This is a genomic window from Variovorax sp. dw_308, from assembly GCF_019207085.1.
Classification (GTDB): Bacteria; Pseudomonadota; Gammaproteobacteria; order Burkholderiales; family Burkholderiaceae_C; genus Variovorax.
This window is the reverse complement of the sequence record NZ_JAATOM010000026.1, coordinates 1-25,125: the sequence shown is the minus strand read 5'-3', so window position 1 is coordinate 25,125 and position 25,125 is coordinate 1. Positions and strand designations below refer to the sequence as shown.

Sequence of the window (25,125 nt, the reverse complement as noted above, 5' to 3'; positions counted from 1 at the left end):
TGGTCAGGCACCATGAAAGCCGCATGTCATCGCGATGGCAAATGCGTGAAACTCGACCGCTCGCCGAGAGCAGCTTCCAGGAGATCGCATGGCAACCGAAGAGCGGGTCGAAGTCGAAACACGCAGGCACCAGATGTTCCCGGTGCTGGACGCGGCGGATATTGCGCGCATCACGCGCTTTGGCAGCGCGCGGCACTACCCGGCCGATGCCTGCCTGTTCAAGGCCGGCGAGCCGGGGCCGGGGATGTTCGTGGTGCTGAAGGGCGTGGTCGCGATCTCGCAACGCGATGGCCTGGGCCACGTCACGCCGATTGCCGAGCAAGGACCGGGGCAGTTCCTGGCGGAGGTGGGGCAACTGTCGGGCCGCGTGGCGCTGGTCGATGGACATGCGATGGGCGAAGTCGAGGCGCTACTGGTCCCGCCCGACCAGTTGCGCGCGCTCATCATTGCCGAGGCCGACCTGGGCGAGCGCCTGGTGCGTGCGCTGATCCTGCGGCGCGTGGCGCTCATCGAGGCCGGCGCGAGCGGCCCGGTGCTGATCGGCCCACCCGATTCGGCCGACGTGCGCCGGCTGCAAAGCTTCCTCGGCCGCAACGGCTATCCGTACCACGTGGTCGACGCCACGCAGGACGCGGATGCGGCGGCCATGCTTGAGCAGTACGCCGAGGCGCAACTGCTCGTGGTCTGCCCGAACGGCGCGGTGATGATGAACCCGAGCGAGGACGCGCTGGCGCGTTGCCTCGGCATGGTCGATTCGGTCGAGCATGCCGAACTGTTCGACGTGGTGGTAGTGGGCGCCGGACCCGCCGGACTCGCGACCGCGGTGTATGCCGCATCGGAAGGCCTGCGCGTGATCGTGCTGGACTGTCGTTCCTACGGCGGCCAGGCCGGCGCCAGTGCGCGCATCGAGAACTACCTGGGCTTTCCCACCGGCATCTCCGGCGGCGCCCTGGCCGGCCGCGCGTATGTGCAGGCACAGAAGTTCGGCGCCGAAATGCTGATCCCGGCCAAGGTCGTGTCGATGGATTGCAGCCGTGCGCAGAGTGACGGCGAACTGTCGGTGACCTTGGCCGATGGCCGCAAGCTGCGTTCGCGCACCGTGGTGATTGCCAGCGGTGCGCGCTACCGGCGCCCCGCCGTGCCGCGACTGGCCGACTTCGAAGGCCGCGGCATCTGGTACTGGGCTTCCGCGCTGGAGGCCAAGCTCTGCGCGCAGCAGGAGATCGGCTTGGTTGGCGGCGGCAATTCGGCGGGTCAGGCCGCCGTGTTCCTGTCGCAGCATGCGGCCAAGGTCAACATCCTGGTGCGCGCGCCCTCGTTGGCGGCCAGCATGTCGCGCTACCTGATCGACCGCATCGAGGCCGCGCCGAACATCGAGTTGCACCCGTACACCGAATTGCAAAGCCTGCATGGCGAGCCGGAGCGCGGCCTTGAAGGCGCGACCTGGCGCAACCACCGCAGCGGCGACGAGTACCACTGCGCGGCGCGCAACATCTTCATGTTCGTCGGCGCGGAACCCGAGACGACATGGCTAGATGGCTGCGGCGTGTCGGTCGATGCGCATGGCTTCGTGCTCACCGGCACGGCGGCGAGCGGCGGCTTTCCGGCGCGGCAGTCGGCGGCATTGGAATCGAGCGTGCCGGGCGTGTTCGCGGTGGGCGATGTGCGATCGGGTTCGGTCAAGCGCGTGGGCGGCGCGATCGGCGAAGGCGCTGCGGCCGTGGCCTTGATTCACCAGCACCTGGCGGGCGCGCAATAGATGGCATGAGCAAGAAATTGGCATGGCGTTTATGCTGCCCGCCATGCCAACGCAATCCCCCATCGACGTCTTCTCGTGGCCCACGCCGAACGGCCACAAGGTCCACATCATGCTGGAGGAGTGCCGCCTCCCCTACGTGGCGCACCCGGTCAACATCGGCGCCGGTGACCAGTTCGCGCCAGCGTTCCTGAAGATCAGCCCGAACAACAAGATCCCTGCGATCACCGACCCGAACGGGCCGGACGGCAAGCCGATCTCCTTGTTCGAATCAGGCGCGATCCTTGTGTACCTGGCAGGCAAGACCGGCAAGCTGATGCCGACCGGCGACAGGGCGCGCTACGACGTGCTGCAGTGGCTGATGTTCCAGATGGGCAGCGTCGGCCCGATGCTTGGCCAGGCGCATCACTTCCGCCTGTATGCGCCCGAGAAGCTCCCCTACGCCATCGACCGCTATACCAATGAAGCCAGGCGCATCTACGGCGTGATCGACCGGCAGTTGGCCAAGAGCAAGTTCATCGCCGGCAAGAGCTATTCGATCGCCGACATCGCGATCTTCCCGTGGCTGCGCAGCTGGGAGAACCAGGGCATCACGCTCACCGACTTTCCGCATCTCAAGGCATGGTTCGATGCGATCGCGGCGCGTCCGGCGGTGCAGCGCGGCGTGAAGGTGCTGGCCGAGTTGCGCAAGCCGCTGACGAGCGATGCGTCGCGCGACATTCTTTTTGGCAAGACGCAGTACGAAAAGCGCTGAAACGGCCAATGTGTAGGCCGGACAGGCTATAATCGAGGGCTTGTCGGGGTGTAGCGCAGCCTGGTAGCGCATCTGGTTTGGGACCAGAGGGTCGAAGGTTCGAATCCTTTCGCCCCGACCATGAAAAAGCTAATGGCGACAAGGACTTAGGTCCTTGTCGCCTTTATTTTTTCTGTCTAACCGATCGGCATTTTGTCTAACCGGCGACTGCGACCCGACTATCTCTCAAGCGGCTGAGGTTGCGAGAAAGCTCGTCGCGATCGACGAGAGCGCGACATGCTGGTGCGCGGACAGTCTGGGCAAAAACGCTCTCAGACAAGAGGAACAACCGTTGCTGAAACCACTACTCACCCGCGGCTTTCTTCCGCGCGAGCTACCACCTCTGTTCTCGTCGATCTCATTTGAACTTGTGTGTGGAAAAGCCGGAATGCCGATCGACTTCACCGGTGCCAAGGCTCCTTGGAGTCAACCGCTGCAGCACAACTTGGCCCGTACTGGCGGCTTGCGGCGCAAACTCACTATCCCCAACCCAGTTAACTTCTACCGACTCGCGAGCGCCTTCGATGCGCATAGCGTGGCCTTGGCCGCCGAGTGGACGAAGTCACCCTTTTCGAAGACGACGCCGGACAGTTTGTGCAAAGGTCCACGCGCTATCGTCGGAATCGCACCAGATCGAGCCACCGCGCGCGCCGAGACTCGCGTAGGAGCCCGCTATCTGCTCAAGGCCGATATTTCACAGTTTTATCCTTCGATATATAGCCACTCAATTCCTTGGGTGCTGCACACCAAAGCAGTGGCTAAATCGAAGATGAAAGATCTTACTTTATCTGGAAATATACTGGATCGGGAGGTTCAAGCTTGTCAAGCTGGCCAAACCAAGGGAATTGCAATAGGCCCCGACACGTCATTGGGAATTGCCGAACTATTGCTGGCGCCGCTAGATAAATCACTAAACGAGTCCTGCGCCATCTTAAGTGGCACACGTTTCATAGATGACATTGAACTGACATTCAAAACTTTAGCTGACGCAGACAGGGCTCTGGCCGAACTTGAGGCACTCCTCAATGGCATCGAGCTTCAACTGAATGCGACCAAGACCCGAATACTAACCTTGCCTCAGGGCATCGAGTCTTCCTTTGTGAGCGAATTGCGATCACACATTCCAAGTGCAACTTCTGCTCCCCCGTCTCAATGGATAGACTATTTCAATAGAGCATTTTCGGCGGCAGGTGAAAATCCCCAAGATGGGGTGCTCAGATACGCCATCTCTGCGCTGCAAGGGGTTACCGTATCAAAGAAATCTTGGGGCTTAGTGCAAAAGTTGCTGTGGCAATGCATCGCGCTAGATCCCGGCTCTTTACGTTTTGTTGTTGACGTCCTGCTCATCAACAAACAGACAGGCGGTTTTGGTTTAGATCTAATAGTTGGTACAAACGCGATAAACGCGCTTATACAAACCAGTGCTTCGGTCGGTCATGGAAGCGAGGTGGTTTGGAGCATTTGGGCCGCCATGATTCTAGGATTGTCCATACATACCGAAAGCCAAACTGCAATCGCTGATATGGACGATGCAGTTGTAGCTTGTGCATCGATGATCGCAAAGGATAAGAATTTCTTTGACGCGAGTCTAAATTCAATGCTCTGGAAATCTTGGTTGGTTGAAGACTGCTTTGAGCAAGAACACTGGCTTTTCGTCTACGAGGCGCTACGCAGGGGATGGTTCCCCCATGAAGTAGCCGCCTCAAAAATTGCTGCATCGCCAAACGCGAACTTTCTCCTCGCGTCTGGCGTGACGTTCATCGACGAAGACGCGCCCGCCAAGTACTTGCCGAGCAGGCTCTCGCACGTCCCCGGAAGCGGAGGCGAAGGCGCAGCCTACTGAGACGGCAGGACCTCAAGATGCTGTCTAACCAAAAGTTGAGCTTCACCGGAGGAAAAGTACGAGAAACGACCCTTCTCGGTTAGACAAAATGAAGCTAAGTTATTGATTTATAAAGAAATTCATTCTATTTTGGGACCAGAGGGTCGAAGGTTCGAATCCTTTCGCCCCGACCAAAACATTTAATGGTGACAAGGACTTAGGTCCTTGTCACCATTTTTGTTTCTGCTTGGCCGCGACTAGCCTGTCTAGCCGATGCCGCGACTGGCGGCGTAAAGTGATGAGCAAGCACTGCGGCGCTTGGGCAAACCTTTAGCGCTCCGGCATGCCCGCCGCTCGCAGGCCCTCGATCATTCGATTGCGGCCGGCAAGAAAGAGGTCGGAGCCGGATGGATTGTTGCTGACGTACCGTTCGATGCTGTTGTAGGGCATCAGCCTGCGATGCTCCGCCATGTTCCTTGCAGCTTCGGCTGTGCGGCCGTGCAGCGCATCGATCGACGCCAATATGCCGTACGAGTTGCCGAAGGTCGGCCCCTCCGCCACTGCGCGCTGTGCCAGGGCGTAGGCCTTCTCGTCGTCTCCAGCGATGAAAGCCGTGCTGGATGCGAGCGCATACGCGGAAACCACGACTCGAGCATCGCGAGGCCCCAGCCGCAGGGCCTCGTCTATTTGGGGTTGCACCTCCTTCCAACGTCCAACGATCAGCAGGCCATTGGCATACCTGAGACGTGCGTTCGCACTGGATGGCGCGCGCTGGACGGCCTTTTCGTAGAGCGGCAACGCCAATGCCGGCTGCCCGCGAAAGACCTGGACGTTCGCCCATCCGATCAGGGAGGAGGCGTCGTTGGGCGCAAGGTTGAAGGCCTTGGCTGCGACGCGTTCCGATTCGGCGACGTCTTTCGGCATCGGCTCGCCTGCATAGCCATAGCGTTGGGACATCAGCGCAGCGGTCAGGCCTGTGAGTGCTGTGACCGACTCGGGGTCGGACCGCAAGGCTTCCTCGAATCGCGCCCTGGCCCTGCTGACGTCTTGCATTGTCTGACGGCGTTCGATGTCGTCCCACCCTGAAAATGCCAGGTCAGCGGGGTCGAGGCGGTAACCTGGCGCGCTCACCTTGGCCCTGTGTCGTTCGAAGTAACGCCGCCCGAGCCCGCTGGTGGCACGCAACGCGATATCGAGATTGATGCCAGGATCATTACCGTCGGGATAGTCGTAGTGCTCGGCCCAGACGACTTCGCCGTCGGGCACCGTCTTGACCTGGATGTCGACCGCGACACCGGCGCCGCGTGCCACTGCGCTCCCGCTCATTGCATAGCGCGCGCCAGCGGGCGACGGCGAGCGAATCACGTCGAGCCCTGCCGTTGCGACAGCTGAGAAGCGATCTCGTCTGCGAGACCTTCTCGCACGACCTTTGGCGAGGGTGTACTTCCGATGTCCTGGAAGGGCGTGACGACGATCGAGTAGCGCCTTCCGAGCTCCGCGTCTATTCGGTACGGCTCGGCCCGCATGTAGATCGCGCCAGCTGCGATGGCAGAGACACCCAACGCAAGGGCCAGTGCCAGCGCGCGCCATCTACTGCGCGGCGCAGCCTGATCGGGCGCAGCCGGCATGGTAGATGTCGTCGCATCCGGGTCGATCCTTTCCGGAACAGGGTCAGGCGCAGCAGGCCTGCCAGGCCGAACGTCCGCCTCGAACATGTAGCCGCGCCGTGGGTGCGTCGTGATCAGCTTAGGACCCTGGTCGCCCAACCGACTTCTCAATTCGCTGACGCACTGGAACAGCGAATCCTCGGTGACCACCACGCCGGCCCACAGACTTGCCATCAGTTCGGTCCGGCTGAGAATGCGGCGCGGATTTGCAAGCAGGTAGCGCAGCAGTGCGCCGGGCTTGGGACTCAACGGGATGGCGACGCCATCGCGCCGCAGCAGATCGCGTTCGAAATCAAACTCGAAGTCAGCGAACGAGACGACCGAGGAAATGTCGGCCTCCCCATGGGGCCCCGCAGGAGCGGGCACGTCTCGCTCACGGACCGTCGTTGGCTCGTCGCTCATGGACCACCCCTCCTGGGATCTGCATCCTGCAGCAGCAGTCTGATTCTGTGCCTGTCTACGTCGCCGTGAAAGGCCTCTGCGCTGCGTTTCTTGCCAGCCATCAAGCGTTGATCAGGACTTCATCGGCAAACGATCAGGTCTTCTTCGGACCACCGGCGCCGCAGGAACCCTATCGTGATGCGTCACCTTCACTGCGAAAGATTGATCATGGACGCAATCGGTTATTTGGCAGGTGCACTTGTCGGCTTGCCAGCCATCCTGGGCATCGCACGAGCTTGGCATCTGCGGGTGATGGTCGGGCCGACTCCATCCCTGTCTTTTTGGATGGGCGTCGTCATTGCGATTGCCTGCGTCGCATGGGTTTCATCGGACGTATATGCACAGGCCCACAACCCCGATCGCACCTTGCAGGCTCCGGTCGAGGCATCCCCGGGCGAGCCTGCCGCCCAACCCGGTGACGTGGCACAGGCGGATGAATCTGCTCCGGCGGAGTCTGCAATCTACAACCCGTTCTCCACGGGCTTCATCCTCGCGCAGCAGGAGCGACCTTCCGTCGTTTCCAGGTCACCGAGCGCGCCCGAGCCAGAGTTGACGATGACCCTGGCCGCAAGCGCGGCCAGCGCTGTCGCACTGGTCTGGCTGCTGCGGCGAATCTGATGCGGGCTCAACGATGCCACAGGCCTTGGCACTCAGGGGAGCATCCCTCGGCGGCCCGTGATTTTCCTGCGCAGGCTCGTGCTTCCACGAAGTCGGCGATTCCAACCGTCCTCTGATCTCAAGGAGTCATCATGAACGGAATAGCGGTTTTTCGGCGTGCACTTGGCAAACATCTCGTCGTATTGGGTCTCGCCGCTGCGGGGGTGACGGCGACTGGCGTGGCCGCCGCCTGTACGTTACCCGGGCACGGTGCACCGCCCTCGGGCTGGATGCAGGAGGAAAGAAACCCGAGGCCGCAGCACGACGGCCCCGGCATCGTCGGAATGTGGAAATCGAATACCTTGTCTCCGACGGGCGACGTCCTCGACTTCGGCACTCAGCAATTTCACAGTGACGGAACAGAATTCCTGATCTCCGGCGGCCGCGCACCGAGCACTGGCGACGTTTGCATGGGTGTGTGGGAGCAGATCGGGCCCGCGACCTACAAGATCAAGCATATCGCCCTTGGGTACCTCAGCAGCGACTCCAGCCCGCCTGTCGTACCCGCTGCGTTCGCGGGCCCGGCGATCATTCATCAGATCGTGACGCTCAGCCCGTCAGGCAACAAATACACAGGCACCTACACGGTCGACATTTATGCAAAGGATGGCGTCACCTTGGTCGGGCACGGCGAGGGCACGCTAACCGGCGTTCGTTTCACGGTGGATTGAGTTGACGCGCTGTTGCGGACCTCCAGGCTCATGGCCCCAGCAGCAAATGAAGCTGAAGTAGTTGGCGCCGAAGACATCGGCGTCAACGCGTCGAGTCAAGCCCGAGGAACCGGTGGCGGTGTTTCAAGCGCTGGTCCGGCTTCACGCATATGCCCTTTGGCGCTTGCCTTCTACGCATTTGGGCGTCCTGTTCGGCCCCTCGTCTGTAGGCAACAGCCCGGCAAGCGAAATCGGCAGTCGCCGGCACGCGAAAGCCCACGGTCCCGTGCATTGTCGACCGGCGCCTTGTCGCGCTCGTCCACACTGCCGGAGACCTCATGCGATCGACCATCCTCCCCGCGTCCACCCTTGCCCTTGCCGCCACGCTTGCGCTCTCCGGTTGCGGAGGCGGTGGTGGGGCAGCAACGCAACAGCCATCTCGATCGCCGGAACCGCCGCCGCTCCCGCCCGCGGCACGGCGCTCACCGCCGTACCGGACCGCGTCGTGCGCTTGTCCGCAGACCAGTTCAAGCTCCTGCTCGAAGCCGATTCCAAGGGCAAGACGCTGGAAGGCGTCGCCGGCGCGCCCATCTGCGGCGTCGACGTGCGCTACCTGCAGTACCAGACCATCGGCGGCCAGGGCGAGACGACGACCGCGAGCGGCGCCATCATGCTGCCCGCAGGCACCGACCCGGCATGCAACGGGCCGCGGCCCATCGTGCTCTATGCGCACGGCACCGCCACGGAGCACAGCTACAACTTCGCCAACCTGACCGACACCAACCAGCCCGCAGCCTCGGAAGCAGTAGTGGTGGCCGCGATGTTCGCGGCCCGGGGCTACATCGTGGTCGCGCCCAACTACGCCGGCTACGACACGTCGACGCTCGGCTACCACCCCTTCCTCAACGCCGACCAGCAAGGCAAGGAGATGGTCGACGCGCTGAAGGCGGCGCGATCGACCTTGCCGGCGCTTTCCGCCGCGGACAGTGGTGCGTTGCTGGTCACCGGCTATTCGCAAGGCGGCTTCGTGGCGCTGGCGGCGCACCGCGAGATGCAGGCCACCGGCATGGCGGTGACGGCGTCGGCGCCGATGTCCGCGCCCTCCGCCATCAGCCTGTTGATCGATGACACCGCGAAGGGCCTGCCCGAACTGGGCAGCACCGTGTTCTTCCCGCTCATCACCACCAGCTGGCAGAAGCAGTTCGGCAACGTCTACGGTGCCACGAGCGACATCTACGAAGACAAGTACGCCACGGGCATCGACACGTTGCTGCCGAGCTTCTCGTCGAGCGACGACCTGTTCAATTCCGGCAAGCTGCCGAGGTATTCCTTCTTTCCCTCGAACGCCACGCCCGGCCCGTTGGATCCCAGCGTGGCCATCAGTTACGGCGCCGCCAACCTCGTGCGCCAGAGCTACCTGACAAGCTGGTTCAACGATGTCAGCGGCAACCCTTGCGCAGGCAATGCCTTGCCGGCCACGAACGCCTCTGTCGCGACCACCACCCCGCTGGATTGCAAGCCCTCGCTCGGCCTGCGCAAGGCCGCCGTCGCCAATGACTTGCGCAACTGGCTGCCGACACGGCCGGTGCTGATGTGCGGCGGCGCCGAAGATCCGACCGTGAACTTCGCGAGCACCCTGGCGACCGCCGGCTACTTCAGGGCGCGCGGCATGCCTGCCGCATCGCTGACGGTGGTGGACCTGGAAGCGTCGGGTTCCGGCGATGCGTACGATGCGGCGCGCGCGGGCTTTGCACAGGCGAAAGCGCAGGAGCGCGCCGACACGGCTGGCACGGATGCCGACAAGGATCAGTCGGTGCAGTTCGCCTACCACGGGCAACTCGTGCCGGCCTACTGCATGCAGTCGACCCGCCTGTTCTTCGAGGGCGTACTGAAGGCAGGCGGCTGACCGGAACGCGCATGAGCCTTTTTCCGGCAGCCGGCCAGTTTCGATGCCGGTTGGCCCGAGAATGATGGCCGGCCCCGACCTTGCGTCGTGACCGGTCTTTTGCTTTGGCAAAATGCTCGACTTCGCGGCGCGTTCGCTGCCGCATCTGCCCGTAGCTCAGTTGGATAGAGCACCTGCCTTCTAAGCAGGTTGTCGGGGGTTCGATCCCCTCCGGGCAGGCCATACCCACAAAAGCAAGCGCCTGATCCGCATCAATTGGGCATCCGAGCCTCGCGCCATGCCATCGCAAATCCGTTGAACACTGAATCGTCGACGCCCACCGTGACGCGGAAGCGGCCGATGCAGAACCCGGGATCGATCCCGAGCATCTGTCGAACTGTTTGCCGTGCTTCGTCCAGCTTGCCGACGCGCACCAGTGCGGCACACAGATAGGCGTAGGGCACGCTGAACCCGGGGCACGATTCGACGGCCAGGCGAGCATCGTGCTCGGCTCGCTCGAAGTCGCCCGATTGGAATCTCGCACCGGACAGCGCCTGGTACGCCAGATAACGCAGCGCGTCGAAGGGACTCAGTTGCAGTGCCCTGCGAGCGCGTTCGATGGCCAGCGCCGGCCTTCCCGACCAGGCCAGCGCGACCGCGCTCGTCGCGAGCGCCACCACGTTGGACGGGCTCAGAAGCAACGCGCGATCGAAGAGGTCGAAAGCCGCCGCGATGTCATGGGCATCGAACCAGATGACGAAGGCACCGATCGCCAGCGCCAGCGCGTCATCGCTGCCGAGTGCCACTGCGGCGCGTGCGTGCCGGATCGATGCCTCTCGTTCAGCCGCATCGAGCCCGCCGCGGCTGAAGCGCACGTGGTGACACCACGCCAGCGTCGCATGGGCCAGGGCGTACCCGGGCTCCAGGTCCAGGGCCCTTTGCAGCAATGGCATCGCTGGCGCGCAACCCTCGGGCATGAGCGTGTACACGTGCGGCAAGGCGCGCAGCACGAGGTCATAGGCGTCCAGATCGCCGGGACGCTTGCGGCGGATGCGCTCGATCTCGGAGCGACGCAGCCCGGGCTCTATCGCGCCGAGAATGCTTGCCGCGATGTCGTCCTGCAGGTCAAAAACGTCGCCGAGAAGACGTTCATGGCGCTCGGCCCACACCTCGGTGCCACCCGCAGTCTCGGTCAGGCGCGCCGATACGCGAATGCGGTCCCCGGAGCGCCGGAAGCTGCCGTGCAGCAGGTAGTCGGCATGCAGTTCGTGCGCGACCCGCGGGAGATCAACGTCGGCGCCGCGGAAGACGAAACTCGAATGGCGGGCAATGACGGAAAGCCACCTGACACGCGACAGGCCGGTGATTATGTCGTCGACCACACCTTCAGCGAAATATTCCTGCGCTGGGTCGTCACCCAGATACGCGAAAGGCAATACCGCAACGGACGGTCCCCGCCGCCGCAAAGGTTCGACCGCTGTCATCACGGTCGCAGGTTCCAGGCCGATCCCGAGCAAGCGGTAACCGTGGCCAGCGACCGTCATCAGGTGGAGGGCGCCACTCGAATCCCCGGCGAGCACCTTGCGCAGCGCCGACACGTGCACCTGGATATTGTTTTCCTCGACGACGAGCCCGGGCCAGACTTGCGACATCAGTGCGTCTTTCGTGACGACCGCGCCCCGCGCCGACGCCAGCACGCAAAGAATTTCCAGCGCCTTGGGTTTCAGTTCGATGGGCTGTTCGTTGCGAAGCAGCAGTCGGCGCCCCGGATCGAGCCGGAAGTCGCCGAGAACGAACACTTCCTGCGCCATGGGGTGTTGGAGGATTGGAAGTCCGGAGAATTAAGGTCCTGAACCAAGGACCTGTCCGCGCCTGAAGTCCAGTATCGCACCGAGGCCGAAGTGGCCTTGCAGCCAGGCGAAGGACCCGCGATGAAGACTCCGATATCCGCTCCCTGCGCGGCCACGTTCGGCGAGGTCGTGCGCGGGCGCCGCACCATCCGCGCCTTTCGGCCGCAACCTGTGCCGCGCGAAGTCGTGGCCGGGATCCTCGAGTTGGCGGCCCGATCACCCAGCACCTTCAACACCCAGCCTTGGCGGGTCCACGTGTTCGCGGGCCCGGCCCGGCAGGCACTGGTCGACGCGATCCTCGAGGCCCACGCCGCCAACACCGAAGCGCCGTTCACCCCCTTTCCGAATCCGCCGCCCTCGGACTGCTCGGCGCGGCAAGCCGAGTTCGCTCGCTGCTACTACGCATCGCTGTCCATCCGCCAGGACGACATGGTCGCGCGTGCGCGCCAGACCACGCGCAACTACCGATTTTTCGACGCACCGGTCGGCCTGATGTTCTCGATCGACACGCGCCTGACACACAACAGTTGGCTCGATTTCGGCCTGTTCCTCCAGACACTGATGCTGGCGGCCCATGCCCATGGCCTCGGCACCTGTCCGCAAGTGGCCTTCCTTCGCTACGAGCGGCGCATCGCGACGCATTTGCGGTTCGAGGCCAACCAATCGCTGGTCTGCGGAATGTCGCTCGGCTATCCCGACAGCGATGCCAGCGTGAATCAGGTCTGCATGCCACGAGGCGCAGCGAGCGACTTCACGACGTGGCTCGGATTCGATGAACCACTCTGATTGAAATCAACCATAGGGTCCAGATCGCCGCGGCCTGGCAATGGTCAATCCCGGGCAGGCCAATGGCGCTTGATCGCGAGCGCCACGTCACAGCCCACTGCTACCACGGCCCGGGAATGATTCCCAACAATTGGGGCGCCGGCCCCGGTCGGCTTTTCCATCCATTCCCATGAAGGAGACGCAACCGTGACGCGCAAGATCCTGATGCTCTGCGGCGACTACGCCGAGGACTACGAAACCATGGTGCCCTTCCAGGCCCTCCTGGCCGTTGGCCATACGGTCCACGCGGTGGCGCCGGACAAGAAAGCGGGCGACTGGATCCAGACCGCCATTCACGATTTCGAAGGCGCACAGACCTACAGCGAGAAACCCGGCCACCGCTTCACCCTCAACTTCAACTTCGCAGACGTTCAGCCCGAGGCCTACGATGCGCTGCTCATCCCGGGCGGTCGCGCGCCTGAATACCTGCGGCTGAATCCACGGGTGGTCGAACTCGCGCGCCATTTCCTCGCTGCCGACAAGCCCGTGGCGGCGGTCTGCCACGGTGCGCAACTGTTGGCGGCCACCGGGCTTCTGAAGGGCCGCAAGGTGTCGGCCTATCCGGCATGCCAGCCGGAGGTCGAGCTGGCAGGCGCCGAGTTCGCGAACATCCCGGTCGACCAGGCCGTGACCGACCGGAATCTGGTCAGTGCACCGGCATGGCCTGCGCATCCGGCCTGGATCTCGCAGTTCCTGAAGGTGCTGGGCACGCGCATCGAGACTTGAGCGCGCCATCGGAGGAGGCGCTAAAGTGGCGGCCCCTCCAGCCGACTGGAAGACCCACCATGTGCGAAGTTTTCATCAGCGCCGATCCGCAAAGCTACGAAAGTCGCACCCGATCGGTCCGGTTGCACGGGGTCGTCACGAGCATCCGGCTCGAGAACCTGTTCTGGCAGGTGCTCGAGGAGATTGCACAACGCGACAACATGGGCGTCGTGCAGTTGATCGAAAAGCTCTACGACGAGTTGGTGGCGGCGCGCGGCGAGGTCGGCAACTTCGCTTCCTTCCTGCGCGTGAGCGCGCTGCGTTACGAGGCGCTGCAGGCGCAGGGGCGCATACCTGCCGACAACAACGTGGCCATCCGATCGCTGGATGCGCAGGCGGTGCTCTACGCACTGCCACCGGGCTGGGGTCGAGCGGCGCGGGTAGCTGCCGCCAGGTGAGTCAGGACGAAATCCGCGCGAACAACTCCGCTGCGAGGCCGGCCGCGGATCGACGCTGAGCGCATGGCGGCACTGGCTCCGGAGCGCGGTTTTCCGCAGGACCGCATCGGTCTGGAAATCCTCGACTCCGAACATGCCTTCGCTCCTTCCCGGATCGGATTCGATATGTTCGCGTGGATATGACGCTTACCATGCGCCTGTCTTGGTGAATTCCCTGGCGCCTCGCGGCAGGGGTTGACCACGCCGCTCGAAAGTGAAGGGTGCGAGCGGCGTGTTGGCCGATTGCGCGGCGTAGGCATGCGTGAGGCTCATGTGATTGCGTTCCGTGCTGGTTCAGGAGGCGTTGCGATTGCCGACCAGCACCGGCTCGGCCCGGTAGCGGTCGGGGAAGACCTTCTTCAGGTTCTCGATCTTGGGCAGGTCGTTGTAGACGATGTAGGGCTGCGACGGATGCAGCGTGAGGTAGTCCTGGTGGTATCCCTCTGCCGGGAAGAAGCGCTTCTGCAGTTCGATGGTCGTGACCACCGGCTGCGAGTAGGCCTTGGCCTTGCCGAGCTGCTCGATGTAGGCCTTGGCGACGCGGGCCTGGTCCGCATTCTGGGCAAAGATGGTCGAGCGATATTGCGTCCCCCGGTCGGGGCCCTGCCGATTCAGCTCGGTCGGATTGTGCGCGACCGAGAAGTAGATCTGCAGGATACGGCCGTAGCTGATCTGCTTCGGGTCGTAGGTGATCGCGACGGATTCGGCGTGGCCGGTCGCGCCCGAGCCGACCGATTCGTACTGCGCCGATTTCTCGTCGCCGCCGGCGTATCCGGACACGGCGTTGGTCACGCCTTTCACATGCTGGAAGACACCTTGCACGCCCCAGAAGCAGCCGCCTGCCACGACGGCCGTTTCGCTCGCGGCGGTTGAGGCGGCGAGGTCGTCGGCGGGTGCCGGAATCACGACGGCGCTTTCCGCCGCCGTCGACGGCAACGCCGCTGCGCCTGCGACGACGGCGAAGGCGACGGCAGCGAACGCCGCGCGGCGCGAAAAGCGGGGGTTCCCGGTGTATGCGGGGTCTGTGGAGCGATCGTTCATGGCCAGTCCTTCCGTTGAGTGAATCCAGCGAGCACGAACACACGTATCCGGTGCTCGCAACGACTTGTCCTGATGCAGTTCGTGTGAACCGCCGCCCCGGTTACAGCGCCGCCCACTGGGCTTGTTCGCCGTGGCTGTAACCGTCAGCGCATCTCGCTCGAACTACAGGATGCCCTCTTTCAAGGAAACCGCTGTGATGCGTTATATCCCTTCTTGCATATCGTGTGCCGCCAGACCGGAAACTCCACAGCGAACTTCGGGGCCTTCGAAAAGTCTCTCGATCACGGCACCCGTTCGTCGTGCCCCACTTGCCATCCAAAGGACCTGCCATGACTTCACAAGGAAGACGTCTCGCCATCTCCACGCTGGGCCTCGCCATTGCCAATGCGCTGGGCTGGAGCACCCGCCCCGCACTGGCCGCCACCGAGTCGGCCAAGTTCGAGGTCGCCCACACCGATGAAGAGTGGCGCAAGCTCCTCACGCCCAACCAGTACGCCGTGCTGCGCAAGGAAGGCACCGAGCGCCCCTATTCGAGCCCGCTGAACAACGAGCACCGCGAGGGCATCTTTGCCTGCGCCGGCTGCAACCTCGACGCCTTTTCCTCGAAGACCAAGTTCGACAGCGGCACCGGCTGGCCCAGTTTCTGGCAGCCGCTGCCCAACGCCGTCGCGCAGACGCAGGACAAGTCGCTAGGCATGGATCGCACGGAGGTGCATTGCCGCCGCTGCGGCGGCCACCTGGGGCATGTCTTCGACGACGGCCCGAAGCCGACGGGGCTGCGCTACTGCATGAACGGCCTCGCACTCAAGTTCACGCCCGCCGCGGCCTGAGCCCGGAAAGCAGCCGACCATGATCCTCTTTCTCGTTGCGTACCTGGGCGGCGTGCTGACCATCCTCAGCCCCTGCATCCTGCCGGTGCTGCCCTTCGTCTTCGCACGGGGAGACCAGCCGTTCCTGAAGAGCGGGCTGCCGCTGCTGCTGGGCATGGCCGTCACCTTTGCCCTGGTGGCCTCGCTGGCCGCGGTCGGCGGCGGTTGGGCGGTGCAGGCCAACCAGTACGGGCGCTGGGTTGCGATCGTGCTGATGGCGGTGTTCGGACTCATGCTGCTGTTTCCGCAACTGGCCGAGCACGCGACCCGGCCGCTGGTGGCCTGGGGTTCACGGCTGTCCGACTCGGCCACGCGCGGCGCATCCGGAAGTGGCGCGTCGTCGATCGTGCCATCGCTGCTGCTCGGCGTGGCGACTGGCCTGCTGTGGGCGCCGTGCGCGGGCCCGATCCTCGGGCTGCTGCTGACCGGCGCGGCGCTCAACGGCGCCAGTGCGCAGACATCGCTGCTGCTGCTCGCCTACGCCGCCGGCGCTGCAACCTCGCTGGCTGGTGCCCTGCTGGTGGGCGGGCGTCTCTTCAAGGCGATGAAGCGCTCCCTGGGTGCCGGCGAGTGGATCCGGCGCGGCATCGGTGCGGCCCTGCTGTGCGGGGTGGCGGCGATCGCGCTGGGGCTGGACACCGGCGTGCTGGCGCAGCTGTCGCTGGCGAGCACCTCCAAGGTCGAGCAGGCGCTCGTCGACACGGTGCGCCCCGCGCCGAAAGCTGCGGCCGCGCCCTCCGACGACGCGGTCACCGGCGGCGCCGACTCGACCGTCATGATGAGCGGCTCGAATGCCATGATGGCCTCGAACAACGCGATGATGGCGTCGGGCAATGCGATGTCGGGGGCCCCCGCGATGAAAGGCGTCGCCGCGGGTGGCGGCCTGCCCATCGAAGGCTCCATGCCATCGCTGGCGGGCGCGGTGCAGTGGCTCAATTCACCGCCGCTGACGGCCGAGCAACTGCGCGGCAAGGTGGTGCTGGTCGATTTCTGGACTTACTCCTGCATCAACTGCCTGCGCGCCCTGCCCTACGTGCGCGCCTGGTCCGACAAGTACAAAGGCAAGGGCCTGGTCGTCATCGGCGTGCACGCGCCGGAGTTCGCGTTCGAGAAGAACGTCGACAACGTCAGGAGGGCCGCGAAGGAACTCAAGGTCGACTATCCGGTGGCGATCGACAACGACTACGCGATCTGGCGCGCATTCCACAACGAGTACTGGCCGGCCCACTACTTCATCGACGCGAAGGGCAACATCCGCCACCACCATTTCGGCGAGGGCGAATACGACAAGTCCGAGCAGGTGATCCAGCAGTTGCTGGCCGAGGCCGGCAGCGACGTGGCAACGGGCGATCTGGTGAAGGTCGCGGCCACCGGCGCCCAGGCGGCGGCCGACAACGCCAACGTCCAATCGCCGGAGACCTACATCGGCTACGAACGTGCAGAGAACTTCGCGTCCTCAGGCGGCCTGGCGCGGGACAAGGCGCGCAACTACGCGACACGGCCCGACCTGAAGTCCAACCAATGGGCGCTCGCGGGCGACTGGAAGGTCGGCGGCCAAAGCGCCGTGCTCGACCAGGGCGGCGGCCGCATCAGCTACCAGTTCCATGCGCGTGACCTGCACCTGGTGCTGGGGCCCGGCAAGGACGGCAAACCGGTGCGCTTCAGGGTGCTCATCGATGGCAAGCCACCGGGCGCGGACCATGGCATGGACATCGATGCGCAAGGCAACGGCACCGTTGCCGAGCAGCGCCTCTACCAATTGGTGCGGCAGCAGGGCAGCGTCACGGACCGACGCTTCGACATCGAGTTCCTCGACCCTGGCGCCGAGGCGTTCGCCTTCACCTTCGGCTAGGCACCGCGATCGCCGAGCCGCGCACGGTATTCGCGCGGCGAGCAGCCATAGGCCTGGCGAAAGCTGCAGCTGATATGGGAGAAGGTGCTGAAGCCCGACAGGAAGGAAATCCCACCGGTGGTGCGCGCCACCAGCTTCGGGTCGTCGAGCGACGACTTGCATTGCGCCAGCCGCTCGCGCCTGCGGACGGCCCAAAGTTCGTCGCGCCAGCACCGGCTTCGACATAGACCCAGGCTTGCCGGCCGGAAGCCAGGGTCGCGCGCGCACGCTGGTAGTCCTCGACTTCGTAGTCGTCGGCTTGCGCCAGTTCCGCCGCTGTGATCTCAAAGACCGTTCCCTCGATGCGATCGTTCTGCTTTCCCGTGCGCACCGCCATCGGATGGTGCGCCCTTGCCGCTGGTCGCGACCACGGCCGCGTCGCGGATGGCGACCTGCTCGAGGCGGTAGCCCGGCAAGGAGTCCGGCTGCCCCGACAACAGGCGCCCGAAGGTGGCGCGCTGAACCGGCTCGAGTTGAAGCGTGCCGTAGGAGAACAGCCACTCGGCCGCTGCGTCCTGTGTGGCTGTCGTCATGGCAGCGCGCCACAATTTGCCGCACCGTGATCCTCGATGAGGAGATCTTCATAGAAGGCACCGAACGGACGCACCGGATGCGCAATCTGGATCTCCAGCACCCACAGCCCGATCGATGGGCACGACTCGAAATCGCCGAGCCTGCCAGCCTTGTGGATCGCGTGGGGGAAATCGCCCAGCCGATGTCCCTTGATCTCGTGATTCAGGCGCCAGCCCATCGACTCGGCCTGCTTAGTCGCGTAGGCGTAGAGGGCCTGCCCGCTCAGCCGATCGCGGCGCCATCGCGCGGCAACCTCGTGCCACAGCGTGCGCGCCGCCCGGGCGCATGCCGGCATGTCGGGATCGCTTCCCACCACGAAGGTGTCGCCCGCGTCGCCCTCGTGTCCGTCCCACACCGGGCCGATGTCGACGAAGAAGATGTCATCGGTTCCGAGCACCCGCGCCGGGTCGGCGGGTTCGCCGAACTTCTTCAGCGTGTCCGGTCCGAAGCACACGATGGTGCGATGCCAGGTGCGCTGCATGCCCATGTGGCCGAGCACGTCGCTGGCCGCTTCGCACGCCTGAAGGGTCGTCATGCCCGGCCAGATGGCGGCGGCGATGCGATCCACGGCAATCAGCGACTGCGCGCGCGCGTGGTGCATCCCCGCAAGCGAAAACCAGGGTCCTACTTTTTCCCGGCGATCGATGACCTGATCCCAATCGAGCATGAAGACAATCCTCCGGAAGATGCGCGGCGCGCCGCTTGCGATGTATTCCGGTGAATATAACGATAAGGGCAGCAACCTGCAGGCGCGGTTGCTGTCGAGCGCTGCTACGGCTCGAGGCCCGGTTTGCCGGCAGCCGCCCGGGAATCCGCATGCGAAGGGTCGATGCTTGCTGGCCGCCAGCGCGACCACACTTCCGCCGGGAAGGCATGCCGCTTCGACGGCGGTGCCTCGATCACGCGTCCCAGGCTGACGAAGCCTGCCAGGAATTCCTCGGTGCCGACGCCGATCCGCGCCGTCAGCACGGCACCGCCAGCGAGCCACTGCTCGCGCATCGGCACTTATTTCCGCGCGCGCGGACTCACCACGCCGTGGTCCGGCGCGATCAATGCGGCCTCGAGCATGAGGTTCAGGTTCTCGACATCCGGTCCCGGCGCGCCCAGGCGCTTCGGCGAGATGGAACGCCGCTCCAGCAGCGATGCGAGCGCGGCTTCCTTGCTGTCAACTGGGAACATCAATTCCCGCTCGCCGGATAGTCGGCGCCGAGCGTGATCGACTCCCAGGCGTCGAAGTCGCTGCGCAAGCGTTCCAGCTTGCCACGCGCCAGTTCGAGTGCAAGCTTGCCGAGCACCAGACGCAACGGGGGGTGGTCGGACAGCGACGCGTCGATGATGGCCTGCGCGGCGCGCGTCGGGTCGCCCGCCTGATTGCCGCTGCGCGCGGCGGTCTGCCTGCGCCGCTCGCCGGCAGTGCTTTCATAGGCATCCATGCGCGTGGCCGACTGCTTGATGGAGGGGCCGGCCCAGTTGGTGCGGAACGGCCCCGGCTCCACGATGAGCACGCCGATGCCCAGCGGCTTCAACTCGATCGAGAGCGACTCGGACAAGCCCTCCACCGCATACTTGGTGGCATGGTAGTAGCCGGTGGCGGCAAAGCTCGAAAGTCCGCCGATCGAGGAGATGTTGACGATCAACCCGTTGCCCTGCGCCCGCATGATCGGCAGCACTTGCTTCGTCATCTCGATCAATCCGAAGACGTTGGTCTCGAACATCGCCCGCACTTCCGCGTCCTCGCCTTCCTCGATCGCCGCTAGGTAGCCGTAGCCGGCGTTGTTGACCAGTGCATCGATGCGGCCGAAATGCTTCTTCGCCTCGGCCACCACGCTGGCGATCTGGTCACGGCGCGTGACATCGAGCGCCAGCACGAGCGCCCGGCCGCCATGGCCCGCGGCAATGTCCGCCACCTGCGCCGGATCGCGCGCGGTGACGACCGCGCGCCAGCCTCGTGCCAGCACCAGCCTGGCCAGCTCGCGACCGAATCCGGTCGAACATCCGGTGATCAGCCAGACGGGATCTGATCGATTCATCATTCTGAAACTCCATGACACGACTCGCAGAGGCTAGCGTGCGCATGCGGGCGCCGCGCCGGCACCCTTGAATACCCGCACTGAAACAACGGGCCACTGCGGATCGATGTATTCTGCCGTACACAACGATTCCGCGCCCCGATTGGCCGCCACTCCAGGAGACAGAAGACCTGCGCGACTACCTCAAGTTCTACATCGACGGCCAATGGGTCGATCCGGTCGAACCGAAAAGCATCGACGTCATCAACCCCGCCAGCGAAAAGCCGGCGGGGCGCATCTCGAATCGGGCAATAGCCGCGAATGGGGCGACCATGCGTTCGGCGAGTTCCTCGAAGTGAAGGCGGTGCTGGGCCTCGCGCCCGCGAAGGTGGCGGCATAGCGGTCGACCGCGCGCCGGGCGGGGCCCGGTGCGCTCGCCGCGGTCAGAGCATGCGGACCCTTTCGCAACGGACATTCTGCATCCGCATCGATGCCCGTCCATTCGATGGCCGATATGGCGCCCCAACGCATGGCGCAGATGCGCGCAGTGGCGCGGCAACGTCGGCGCTACGATCCACGCATGAGAGCCTTCACTCGATTCCACCGCCGCCTCGGCATCCAGGGCGACTGGCCCGATGTGAGGTCGGTGGTGGTCCTCGCGCTCGGCGGCGGCGTGTTGCTGGCGCTGGTCAAGACGCTGGCCGCGGGCATGACCGACTCCGCGTCGATGCTGGCCGAAGCCGTTCACTCCTGGGTGGGCACCGTGACCGATGGCTTCCTGGTCGCCGCCTACCTGGCGGCGCGACGGCCAGCCGATGAAACCCATGTGCTGGGCTATGGCCGCGAGTCGTACGTGTGGTCCCTCTTCGGGTCGGTGGCGATGCTCACCGTGGGCGCGGAAGTCGGCATCTGGCGCGGACTGCGTCAACTCGGCACGGCCGACCAGACGACCGACTACACCATCGGCTACGTGGTGCTAGCCGTGTCGTTCGTGCTGCAGGTCTGGTCGTTCGCACAGGCGGTGACTTTCGTGCGCAAGCGCGCGGCCGAGCTGGAGTACGGGGCCTTCGCGCATGTATTCAAGACCTCCGACGCACAGCTACGCACCGTCGTCATCGGGGACTTCATCGCGCTGGCGGGCATCGTCGCGGCGGCGGCCGGGATGGCGATGCACCAATACACGGGCAAGGTGGCCTGGGATGCGGCGGGGTCGTTCGTCGTCGGCCTGCTGATGGGCGTGGGCGGCCTGTACCTGGTGCTCATGAACCGTCGCTTCCTGGCTGGCGCGCCGCTGTCGCCCACGCAGCGCTCGAACGCCATTCGCGCCCTCAAGGCATTGCCGGAAGTGAGGCGCGTCACCTGGCTCTACGGGGAGTTCATCGGCCCCGAACGGGTCGTCGTCTCGGCGCGGGTGGAGCTCGCCGGCGAACATTCGCAAACCGAGCTTGCGCGCATGCTGCGCCGCCTCGAGCAGTCGATCATGGAGCACAAGAACATCGGCCGCGCCACCCTGAGCCTTGCAGCGCCGGAAGAGGCGGACGCGCACTGAGCGCCGACACCGGCGCGCGCTCCTTGCCGTATCGACAAAGGCGGGGCAACATGGCCGCGCCGACGGCTCGGGGAGCAGGATGGCATTTGCGCGCGGGAATGCCCTCCCGCCGGTTTGCAGGAGGCGAATCCATGCCCGCACTTTCCGTGATCGACCTGGCGATGTTCCTGCTGGAGACGCCGGAGCGCCCCTTCAACATCGGGCCGCTGGTCGTGCTCGAGCCACCCGCGCGAGGCCGCGCGGGCTTTGCCGACCGGCTCATGGCCCGCATGCTCGAACGGCCCGCGGGCGCACCGTTCAACTACAAGCTGCGCACGCCCCCGCTGGCCATGCCGACGCTGGAGGTCGACGCCGAAGCCGATGTGTCGAAGCAGGTGCACAGGGTCACGCTGGAAGGTGCAGGCAGTCTCGAGGACCTGTGCGCGGAAGTCTGCAGGCTGCATGAATCGCGCCTCGACCTGACGCGCTTGCTGTGGGAGATGTACATCATCGACGGCATCGAAGGCGGGAAGGTCGCGCTCTACGGCAAGACGCATCACGGCATCATCGACGGCCGCGGCTTCGTGCAGGCCATCTCGCACTGGCTGGCGGAATCGCCCCACGATCTCGAAGTGCGCGCAATGTGGGATGCCCTTCCCCGACACGCCCAGCCGAACCCCGTGCGCGCTTCCGTCGCCAGGCGCCTGACCGGCCTGCTCGACAAGCTCGGTGGCACTGCCATGACGGCCGTGGAGCTCTCCGGCATGCTGGCGCAACAAGGCCTGAAGGCGCTGGGCGTGGGCGGCGCGAAAGGGTTGTCGCTGCCCTACACCGGCGTGCCGGGCGCGCTGCGCGGGCGCGCATCGGCAAGGCGCTCGCTGGCCTTCACGACACTGCCCATCGCCGGGATCAAGGCCATCGGCAAGGCGACCGGCTCGACCCTCAACGACGTGCTGCTCGCCACCCTGGACATGGCGCTGGCGCGCTATCTGCACGAGCGCGGCAAGCGCGCCAGCAAGCCCCTGGTGGCGGCCATGCCGATTGCGCTGGCCCATGCACAAGGCGGCAACCAGATCGCCGTGCTTCAGTTCCCGCTCGGGGCGCCAGGCCTCGGTCCGGCGCAGCGGCTTGCCGCGATCCGTGCCGAGACCCGGACGGTCAAGAACGTGATCGGGAAGTCGGGCAGCGAAGCAGTGATGCTCTACACGACGCTGGTGCACGGCATACCTGCACTGGTGGAAAAAATCGGCCTGAAGACCGGCGTGCCCGTGGCCAACCTCATGGTGTCGAACCCCTTCGGCTTCGCGGAGAAGCGATTCCTCATGGGCGCCAAGGTCGCATGGGTGTTGCCGGTCTCGGTGGTGCCGGCGGGCCAGATGCTCAACGTGACGACGGTGACACTCGACGAACGCCTGCAGGTCGGCTTCCTGGCCATGCCCGAGGCCGTGCCGGGCGTGGAGATGCTGGCGCGCCATGCCGCCGAGGCCTTCGAGGAACTCAAGGGAGCGGTGTTGGGGGAAGAGGCGGCGGCGCAAGTTGCGACGGTTGCGGCAAAGGCCCCGGCTGCGCGCACACGGACCGCAAGGAAGGCGGCTCGCTCCCCTGCCCCTGCCCCGGCCAGGCCGGCGGCAAGCGCCAATCGCAAATCGGCGACCGCGCGCCGCTCAGCCTGACGGAGCGTCCTCCAGCGTCGAGAACATCACCGCGAAGATCTCCCGCGTCGCCAGCGATCCGCTCGCACTCTTTTCGACCACGATGAGTTGCTGCGCATCGGGCAGCCCGGCGGGTATCACCATCTTGCCGCCGGGCTTCAACTGGTAGGTGAGCGCCGGGGGAATCAGTTCAGGCGCCGCGGTGACGATCACCTTGTCGAAGGGCGCGTGTTCCGGCCAGCCGTTGCAACCGTTGCCTACCCTGATCTCGACGTTGAGATGGCCCTGCTGCGCCAGCCGGCGCCGCGCCTGGCTGGCCAGCTCCTCGATCAGTTCGACGCTGTAGACCTGCGTCGCGAGTTCGGCCAGCACCGCCGATTGGTAGCCGAGGCCGGTGCCGATCTCGAGCACCCGGTCGTTCGGCTGCACGTCGAGCAGGTCGGTCATCACGGCCACGATGAAGGGCTGGGAGATGGTCTTGCCGAAGCCGATGGGCAAGGGCGAATCGACGTACGCATAGGGCCGCAGTTCGAAGGGCACGAACTCATGGCGCGGCACCTTGCCGATGGCCTCCATCACAGGCCGCCGCAGCGCGGCTTTTCCGAGGTACGAGGTGGCAAAGATCGTCTTCGCGGTGATTTCCGCGAGCATGAGTTGCCGCAGGGACGTGAAGTCGGGGTCGCTCATGAGCCTTCTCGAGCAGCGATGCTGACGGTGCCCATCGTACGCCTGCGCGAGGCCGGTGTGCTATTGGCTCCTAGCGTTTGCACAACCCCAGTACCACCTCCTGATCAGTGCAGGGCCGCGTGCGGGGCTGCGCCGGCGCGGCGGCCGCCGGGGCAGCGGCCGCCATCTTGCCGGCGATGCAGGCGCGCAGGCGTTTTTCCATCGGCGGGTAGTAGCGCCAGCCGGTGCCCAGCGGCGGCAGTTCCAGGCGCACCTGCTTCCATTTCGGATGGCCGTTGGCCTGCAGCTTGTCGAAGTTGGCGCACAGCGAATCGGCGAATTGCGTGAGGTTGCCGACGGTGGATTGCAGACCGTAGTCATAGGTGACCAGGTAGGCCTTGACGGTCCAGGTCGGGATGTCGGCCGTGAGCCACGACGAATAGCTGGAGGCGCGGATGGTCGCGGGGAAGTAGGTCTTGCGGCCACGCGCGGTTTCCGGGGCCTTCTCGTCCAGCTTCAGGATCTTGATGTAGTTGCGCGCCTCCGGCAGCATGTCGGTGAACAGCTTGGCGGGCTGTCCGGCCACGATGATGGCCACGTCGATGGTCTTGTCGACGGTAAGCGCAACGAGCGCGTCCTCATTGCTGAGGTACTGCGCGTTGGCTTGCGGAATCGGCTCGCCGAACATCAACTGGTAGAGCGTGCGCGAAGTGAGCGCGGTGCCGCTGCCTATCGGGCCGACGCTGAGCTTCTTGTCCTTGATCTCATGGATGGAATTGATCGGTGAATCGGCACGGGCGACGAAGTAGATCTCCTCGTCGTAGAGCGGCATGATGAGCCGCAGCGGGCGAATGATGTTGCCGGCCTCCGCGTTGCCGGCCTTGGCCTCGTCCAGGAAGGCCTGGTAGACGTCGGACTGCACCAGCGCCAGCTTGACCCCCTGCTCGAAGCGCATGCGGCTGATGTTCTCCGCCGAGCCCTTCGATTCGAGCACCTCGAGATCGATGCCGGCGGGCTCGGCAACCCACTTCGCAAGATCGCGGCCGATCTGGATGTAGGTGCCGGTCTTCGAAGCGGTCACGATCTTGTACGGCGTCCTGGCGGCCTGCGCGAAGGCCGAGGATACGAAGACCGTGAACAGCAGGGCCGTGAGGATTGATCTGATTCGCATGCTGGCTCCAACAAAAAATGTGGACAGTCGCGCCAGGCAATGCCGGGCCCGTTCTTGCTCCCTGTCTGCTCGTCGCTTTATTTCTTCGTGCACAGCGCCAAGGCGGCGAGTGCATCACTGCAATCTTTGTTCCCGGCGGTGTCCGCCGGGGTCGCCGGCGCCGGTTCGCGCGCCGCG

At 64.8% G+C, this 25,125-nt stretch carries 26 protein-coding genes, 2 tRNA genes and 1 pseudogene; 15 read left to right on the top strand and 14 right to left on the bottom strand.

All coding sequences use genetic code 11. The features are described from left to right. The first annotated feature begins 88 nt into the window (after positions 1-88). The 4 genes from HCU76_RS30895 (at position 89) to HCU76_RS30880 (ending at position 4,392) form a co-directional block, all read left to right on the top strand. A complete protein-coding gene (locus HCU76_RS30895) occupies positions 89-1,759 on the top strand; it encodes an FAD-dependent oxidoreductase (protein WP_218511399.1) in 1,671 nt (556 codons plus the stop codon). A gap of 43 nt (positions 1,760-1,802) precedes the next feature. Further along, positions 1,803-2,510 carry a glutathione binding-like protein gene (locus tag HCU76_RS30890; RefSeq protein ID WP_213959243.1) on the top strand — a complete coding sequence of 236 codons (708 nt, stop codon included), beginning with the start codon at positions 1,803-1,805 and terminating at the stop codon, positions 2,508-2,510. 44 nt (positions 2,511-2,554) lie between these two features. Next, a tRNA-Pro gene (locus tag HCU76_RS30885) sits at positions 2,555-2,631 on the top strand. A gap of 210 nt (positions 2,632-2,841) precedes the next feature. Beyond that, complete coding sequence (locus HCU76_RS30880; RefSeq protein ID WP_218511398.1) at positions 2,842-4,392, top strand: RNA-directed DNA polymerase; 1,551 nt, start codon at positions 2,842-2,844, stop codon at positions 4,390-4,392. A 309-nt stretch (positions 4,393-4,701) separates the two neighbouring features. Here the strand turns inward: HCU76_RS30880 and HCU76_RS30875 are convergent, their stop codons facing one another. Next, positions 4,702-5,682 (bottom strand): lipopolysaccharide assembly protein LapB, encoded by a 981-nt coding sequence (locus HCU76_RS30875; protein WP_218511397.1) that lies wholly within the window; start codon positions 5,680-5,682, stop codon positions 4,702-4,704. Between the two features lie 50 nt (positions 5,683-5,732). Further along, positions 5,733-6,440 (bottom strand): winged helix-turn-helix domain-containing protein, encoded by a 708-nt coding sequence (locus HCU76_RS30870; RefSeq protein ID WP_218511396.1) that lies wholly within the window; start codon positions 6,438-6,440, stop codon positions 5,733-5,735. A gap of 207 nt (positions 6,441-6,647) precedes the next feature. Here HCU76_RS30870 and HCU76_RS30865 point away from each other — a divergent pair, with 207 nt between their 5' ends. The 4 genes from HCU76_RS30865 to HCU76_RS30850 all read left to right on the top strand — a co-directional run bounded on the left by HCU76_RS30865 (position 6,648) and on the right by HCU76_RS30850 (position 9,914). Further along, the gene (locus tag HCU76_RS30865) at positions 6,648-7,097 is read left to right on the top strand and encodes a hypothetical protein (RefSeq protein ID WP_218511395.1); all 450 of its coding nucleotides are present in this window, start codon (positions 6,648-6,650) and stop codon (positions 7,095-7,097) included. Between the two features lie 131 nt (positions 7,098-7,228). Beyond that, positions 7,229-7,807 (top strand): hypothetical protein, encoded by a 579-nt coding sequence (locus HCU76_RS30860; RefSeq protein ID WP_218511394.1) that lies wholly within the window; start codon positions 7,229-7,231, stop codon positions 7,805-7,807. Positions 7,808-8,291: 484 nt separating this feature from the next. Continuing rightward, a complete protein-coding gene (locus HCU76_RS30855) occupies positions 8,292-9,692 on the top strand; it encodes an alpha/beta hydrolase family protein (RefSeq protein ID WP_371319934.1) in 1,401 nt (466 codons plus the stop codon). 145 nt (positions 9,693-9,837) lie between these two features. Further along, positions 9,838-9,914: transfer RNA gene (locus HCU76_RS30850), tRNA-Arg, on the top strand. Positions 9,915-9,943: 29 nt separating this feature from the next. On the opposite strand, the gene HCU76_RS30845 is transcribed toward HCU76_RS30850, so the two are convergent. After that, positions 9,944-11,482, bottom strand: a complete 1,539-nt coding sequence (locus HCU76_RS30845) for a winged helix-turn-helix domain-containing protein (RefSeq protein WP_218511393.1) — start codon at positions 11,480-11,482, stop codon at positions 9,944-9,946. 120 nt (positions 11,483-11,602) lie between these two features. Between HCU76_RS30845 and HCU76_RS30840 the strand changes: the two genes are divergently transcribed. The 3 genes from HCU76_RS30840 to HCU76_RS30830 all read left to right on the top strand — a co-directional run bounded on the left by HCU76_RS30840 (position 11,603) and on the right by HCU76_RS30830 (position 13,509). Further along, positions 11,603-12,307, top strand: a complete 705-nt coding sequence (locus HCU76_RS30840; protein ID WP_213959237.1) for a nitroreductase — start codon at positions 11,603-11,605, stop codon at positions 12,305-12,307. Between the two features lie 186 nt (positions 12,308-12,493). Beyond that, positions 12,494-13,072, top strand: a complete 579-nt coding sequence (locus HCU76_RS30835; protein ID WP_213959236.1) for a DJ-1/PfpI family protein — start codon at positions 12,494-12,496, stop codon at positions 13,070-13,072. Between the two features lie 59 nt (positions 13,073-13,131). After that, positions 13,132-13,509: a ribbon-helix-helix domain-containing protein gene (locus tag HCU76_RS30830; RefSeq protein WP_218511392.1), complete on the top strand. Its 378-nt coding sequence runs from the start codon at positions 13,132-13,134 to the stop codon at positions 13,507-13,509. 186 nt (positions 13,510-13,695) lie between these two features. On the opposite strand, the gene HCU76_RS36925 is transcribed toward HCU76_RS30830, so the two are convergent. Continuing rightward, positions 13,696-13,821 carry a hypothetical protein gene (locus HCU76_RS36925; RefSeq protein WP_256354596.1) on the bottom strand — a complete coding sequence of 42 codons (126 nt, stop codon included), beginning with the start codon at positions 13,819-13,821 and terminating at the stop codon, positions 13,696-13,698. 21 nt (positions 13,822-13,842) lie between these two features. Then, entirely contained in the window at positions 13,843-14,589 is a 747-nt protein-coding gene (msrA, locus tag HCU76_RS30825) for a peptide-methionine (S)-S-oxide reductase MsrA (RefSeq protein WP_218511391.1), read from the bottom strand. Between the two features lie 329 nt (positions 14,590-14,918). On the opposite strand from msrA, the gene msrB reads away from it, so the two are divergent. Then, positions 14,919-15,419, top strand: coding sequence for a peptide-methionine (R)-S-oxide reductase MsrB (gene msrB, locus HCU76_RS30820; protein WP_218511390.1), 501 nt, complete (start codon positions 14,919-14,921; stop codon positions 15,417-15,419). A gap of 19 nt (positions 15,420-15,438) precedes the next feature. Further along, on the top strand, positions 15,439-17,310 hold the full coding sequence (locus HCU76_RS30815; RefSeq protein ID WP_218511389.1) for a cytochrome c biogenesis protein DipZ: 1,872 nt from the start codon (positions 15,439-15,441) through the stop codon (positions 17,308-17,310). Here the strand turns inward: HCU76_RS30815 and HCU76_RS36920 are convergent. The 7 genes and pseudogenes from HCU76_RS36920 to HCU76_RS30790 form a co-directional block, all read right to left on the bottom strand. Continuing rightward, complete coding sequence (locus HCU76_RS36920) at positions 17,307-17,441, bottom strand: hypothetical protein (RefSeq protein ID WP_256354606.1); 135 nt, start codon at positions 17,439-17,441, stop codon at positions 17,307-17,309. The genes HCU76_RS30815 and HCU76_RS36920 overlap by 4 nt on opposite strands. Positions 17,442-17,584: 143 nt before the next feature. Next, a pseudogene (locus HCU76_RS37345) lies at positions 17,585-17,680 on the bottom strand (gamma-glutamylcyclotransferase); the annotation flags it as partial. Then, positions 17,634-17,882 (bottom strand): gamma-glutamylcyclotransferase family protein, encoded by a 249-nt coding sequence (locus tag HCU76_RS36915; RefSeq protein ID WP_371319933.1) that lies wholly within the window; start codon positions 17,880-17,882, stop codon positions 17,634-17,636. The gene HCU76_RS36915 and the pseudogene HCU76_RS37345, both read right to left, overlap by 47 nt. Next, a complete protein-coding gene (locus HCU76_RS30805) occupies positions 17,879-18,664 on the bottom strand; it encodes a M24 family metallopeptidase (RefSeq protein WP_256354595.1) in 786 nt (261 codons plus the stop codon). Before HCU76_RS30805 ends, HCU76_RS36915 begins: the two co-directional genes overlap by 4 nt. A gap of 29 nt (positions 18,665-18,693) precedes the next feature. Then, positions 18,694-18,921, bottom strand: a complete 228-nt coding sequence (locus HCU76_RS30800) for a hypothetical protein (protein WP_218511388.1) — start codon at positions 18,919-18,921, stop codon at positions 18,694-18,696. A gap of 6 nt (positions 18,922-18,927) precedes the next feature. Then, complete coding sequence (locus HCU76_RS30795; RefSeq protein ID WP_218511387.1) at positions 18,928-19,101, bottom strand: hypothetical protein; 174 nt, start codon at positions 19,099-19,101, stop codon at positions 18,928-18,930. Further along, positions 19,101-19,955 (bottom strand): oxidoreductase, encoded by an 855-nt coding sequence (locus HCU76_RS30790; RefSeq protein WP_213959871.1) that lies wholly within the window; start codon positions 19,953-19,955, stop codon positions 19,101-19,103. The genes HCU76_RS30795 and HCU76_RS30790 overlap by 1 nt, the downstream gene beginning before the upstream one ends. 556 nt (positions 19,956-20,511) lie before the next feature. On the opposite strand from HCU76_RS30790, the gene HCU76_RS30785 reads away from it, so the two are divergent. Together HCU76_RS30785 and HCU76_RS30780 are read left to right on the top strand one after the other, a co-directional pair. Next, positions 20,512-21,480 carry a cation diffusion facilitator family transporter gene (locus tag HCU76_RS30785; protein ID WP_218511386.1) on the top strand — a complete coding sequence of 323 codons (969 nt, stop codon included), beginning with the start codon at positions 20,512-20,514 and terminating at the stop codon, positions 21,478-21,480. 131 nt (positions 21,481-21,611) lie between these two features. Next, entirely contained in the window at positions 21,612-23,132 is a 1,521-nt protein-coding gene (locus HCU76_RS30780) for a wax ester/triacylglycerol synthase domain-containing protein (RefSeq protein WP_218511385.1), read from the top strand. On the opposite strand, the gene HCU76_RS30775 is transcribed toward HCU76_RS30780, so the two are convergent. Further along, the gene (locus tag HCU76_RS30775; protein ID WP_256354594.1) at positions 23,124-23,798 is read right to left on the bottom strand and encodes a protein-L-isoaspartate(D-aspartate) O-methyltransferase; all 675 of its coding nucleotides are present in this window, start codon (positions 23,796-23,798) and stop codon (positions 23,124-23,126) included. The two genes, HCU76_RS30780 and HCU76_RS30775, sit on opposite strands and share 9 nt — an antisense overlap. 70 nt (positions 23,799-23,868) lie before the next feature. After that, the gene (locus HCU76_RS30770) at positions 23,869-24,948 is read right to left on the bottom strand and encodes a TAXI family TRAP transporter solute-binding subunit (protein WP_218511384.1); all 1,080 of its coding nucleotides are present in this window, start codon (positions 24,946-24,948) and stop codon (positions 23,869-23,871) included. Positions 24,949-25,125: the final 177 nt, after the last annotated feature.

Excerpts from the sequence above, each read along its gene's own strand:
- HCU76_RS30895 (WP_218511399.1), top strand. The coding sequence starts at position 89 with ATGGCAACCGAAGAGCGGGTCGAAGTCGAAACACGCAGGCACCAGATG.
- HCU76_RS30890 (WP_213959243.1), top strand. The coding sequence starts at position 1,803 with ATGCCAACGCAATCCCCCATCGACGTCTTCTCGTGGCCCACGCCGAAC.
- HCU76_RS30870 (WP_218511396.1), bottom strand. The coding sequence starts at position 6,440 with ATGAGCGACGAGCCAACGACGGTCCGTGAGCGAGACGTGCCCGCTCCT.
- HCU76_RS30865 (WP_218511395.1), top strand. The coding sequence starts at position 6,648 with ATGGACGCAATCGGTTATTTGGCAGGTGCACTTGTCGGCTTGCCAGCC.
- HCU76_RS30860 (WP_218511394.1), top strand. The coding sequence starts at position 7,229 with ATGAACGGAATAGCGGTTTTTCGGCGTGCACTTGGCAAACATCTCGTC.
- HCU76_RS30845 (WP_218511393.1), bottom strand. The coding sequence starts at position 11,482 with ATGGCGCAGGAAGTGTTCGTTCTCGGCGACTTCCGGCTCGATCCGGGG.
- HCU76_RS30840 (WP_213959237.1), top strand. The coding sequence starts at position 11,603 with ATGAAGACTCCGATATCCGCTCCCTGCGCGGCCACGTTCGGCGAGGTC.
- HCU76_RS30830 (WP_218511392.1), top strand. The coding sequence starts at position 13,132 with ATGTGCGAAGTTTTCATCAGCGCCGATCCGCAAAGCTACGAAAGTCGC.
- HCU76_RS36925 (WP_256354596.1), bottom strand. The coding sequence starts at position 13,821 with ATGAGCCTCACGCATGCCTACGCCGCGCAATCGGCCAACACGCCGCTC.
- msrA (WP_218511391.1), bottom strand. The coding sequence starts at position 14,589 with ATGAACGATCGCTCCACAGACCCCGCATACACCGGGAACCCCCGCTTT.
- msrB (WP_218511390.1), top strand. The coding sequence starts at position 14,919 with ATGACTTCACAAGGAAGACGTCTCGCCATCTCCACGCTGGGCCTCGCC.
- HCU76_RS30815 (WP_218511389.1), top strand. The coding sequence starts at position 15,439 with ATGATCCTCTTTCTCGTTGCGTACCTGGGCGGCGTGCTGACCATCCTC.
- HCU76_RS36915 (WP_371319933.1), bottom strand. The coding sequence starts at position 17,882 with ATGACGACAGCCACACAGGACGCAGCGGCCGAGTGGCTGTTCTCCTAC.
- HCU76_RS30800 (WP_218511388.1), bottom strand. The coding sequence starts at position 18,921 with ATGCGCGAGCAGTGGCTCGCTGGCGGTGCCGTGCTGACGGCGCGGATC.
- HCU76_RS30795 (WP_218511387.1), bottom strand. The coding sequence starts at position 19,101 with ATGTTCCCAGTTGACAGCAAGGAAGCCGCGCTCGCATCGCTGCTGGAG.
- HCU76_RS30790 (WP_213959871.1), bottom strand. The coding sequence starts at position 19,955 with ATGATGAATCGATCAGATCCCGTCTGGCTGATCACCGGATGTTCGACC.
- HCU76_RS30785 (WP_218511386.1), top strand. The coding sequence starts at position 20,512 with ATGAGAGCCTTCACTCGATTCCACCGCCGCCTCGGCATCCAGGGCGAC.
- HCU76_RS30780 (WP_218511385.1), top strand. The coding sequence starts at position 21,612 with ATGCCCGCACTTTCCGTGATCGACCTGGCGATGTTCCTGCTGGAGACG.
- HCU76_RS30775 (WP_256354594.1), bottom strand. The coding sequence starts at position 23,798 with ATGAGCGACCCCGACTTCACGTCCCTGCGGCAACTCATGCTCGCGGAA.
- HCU76_RS30770 (WP_218511384.1), bottom strand. The coding sequence starts at position 24,948 with ATGCGAATCAGATCAATCCTCACGGCCCTGCTGTTCACGGTCTTCGTA.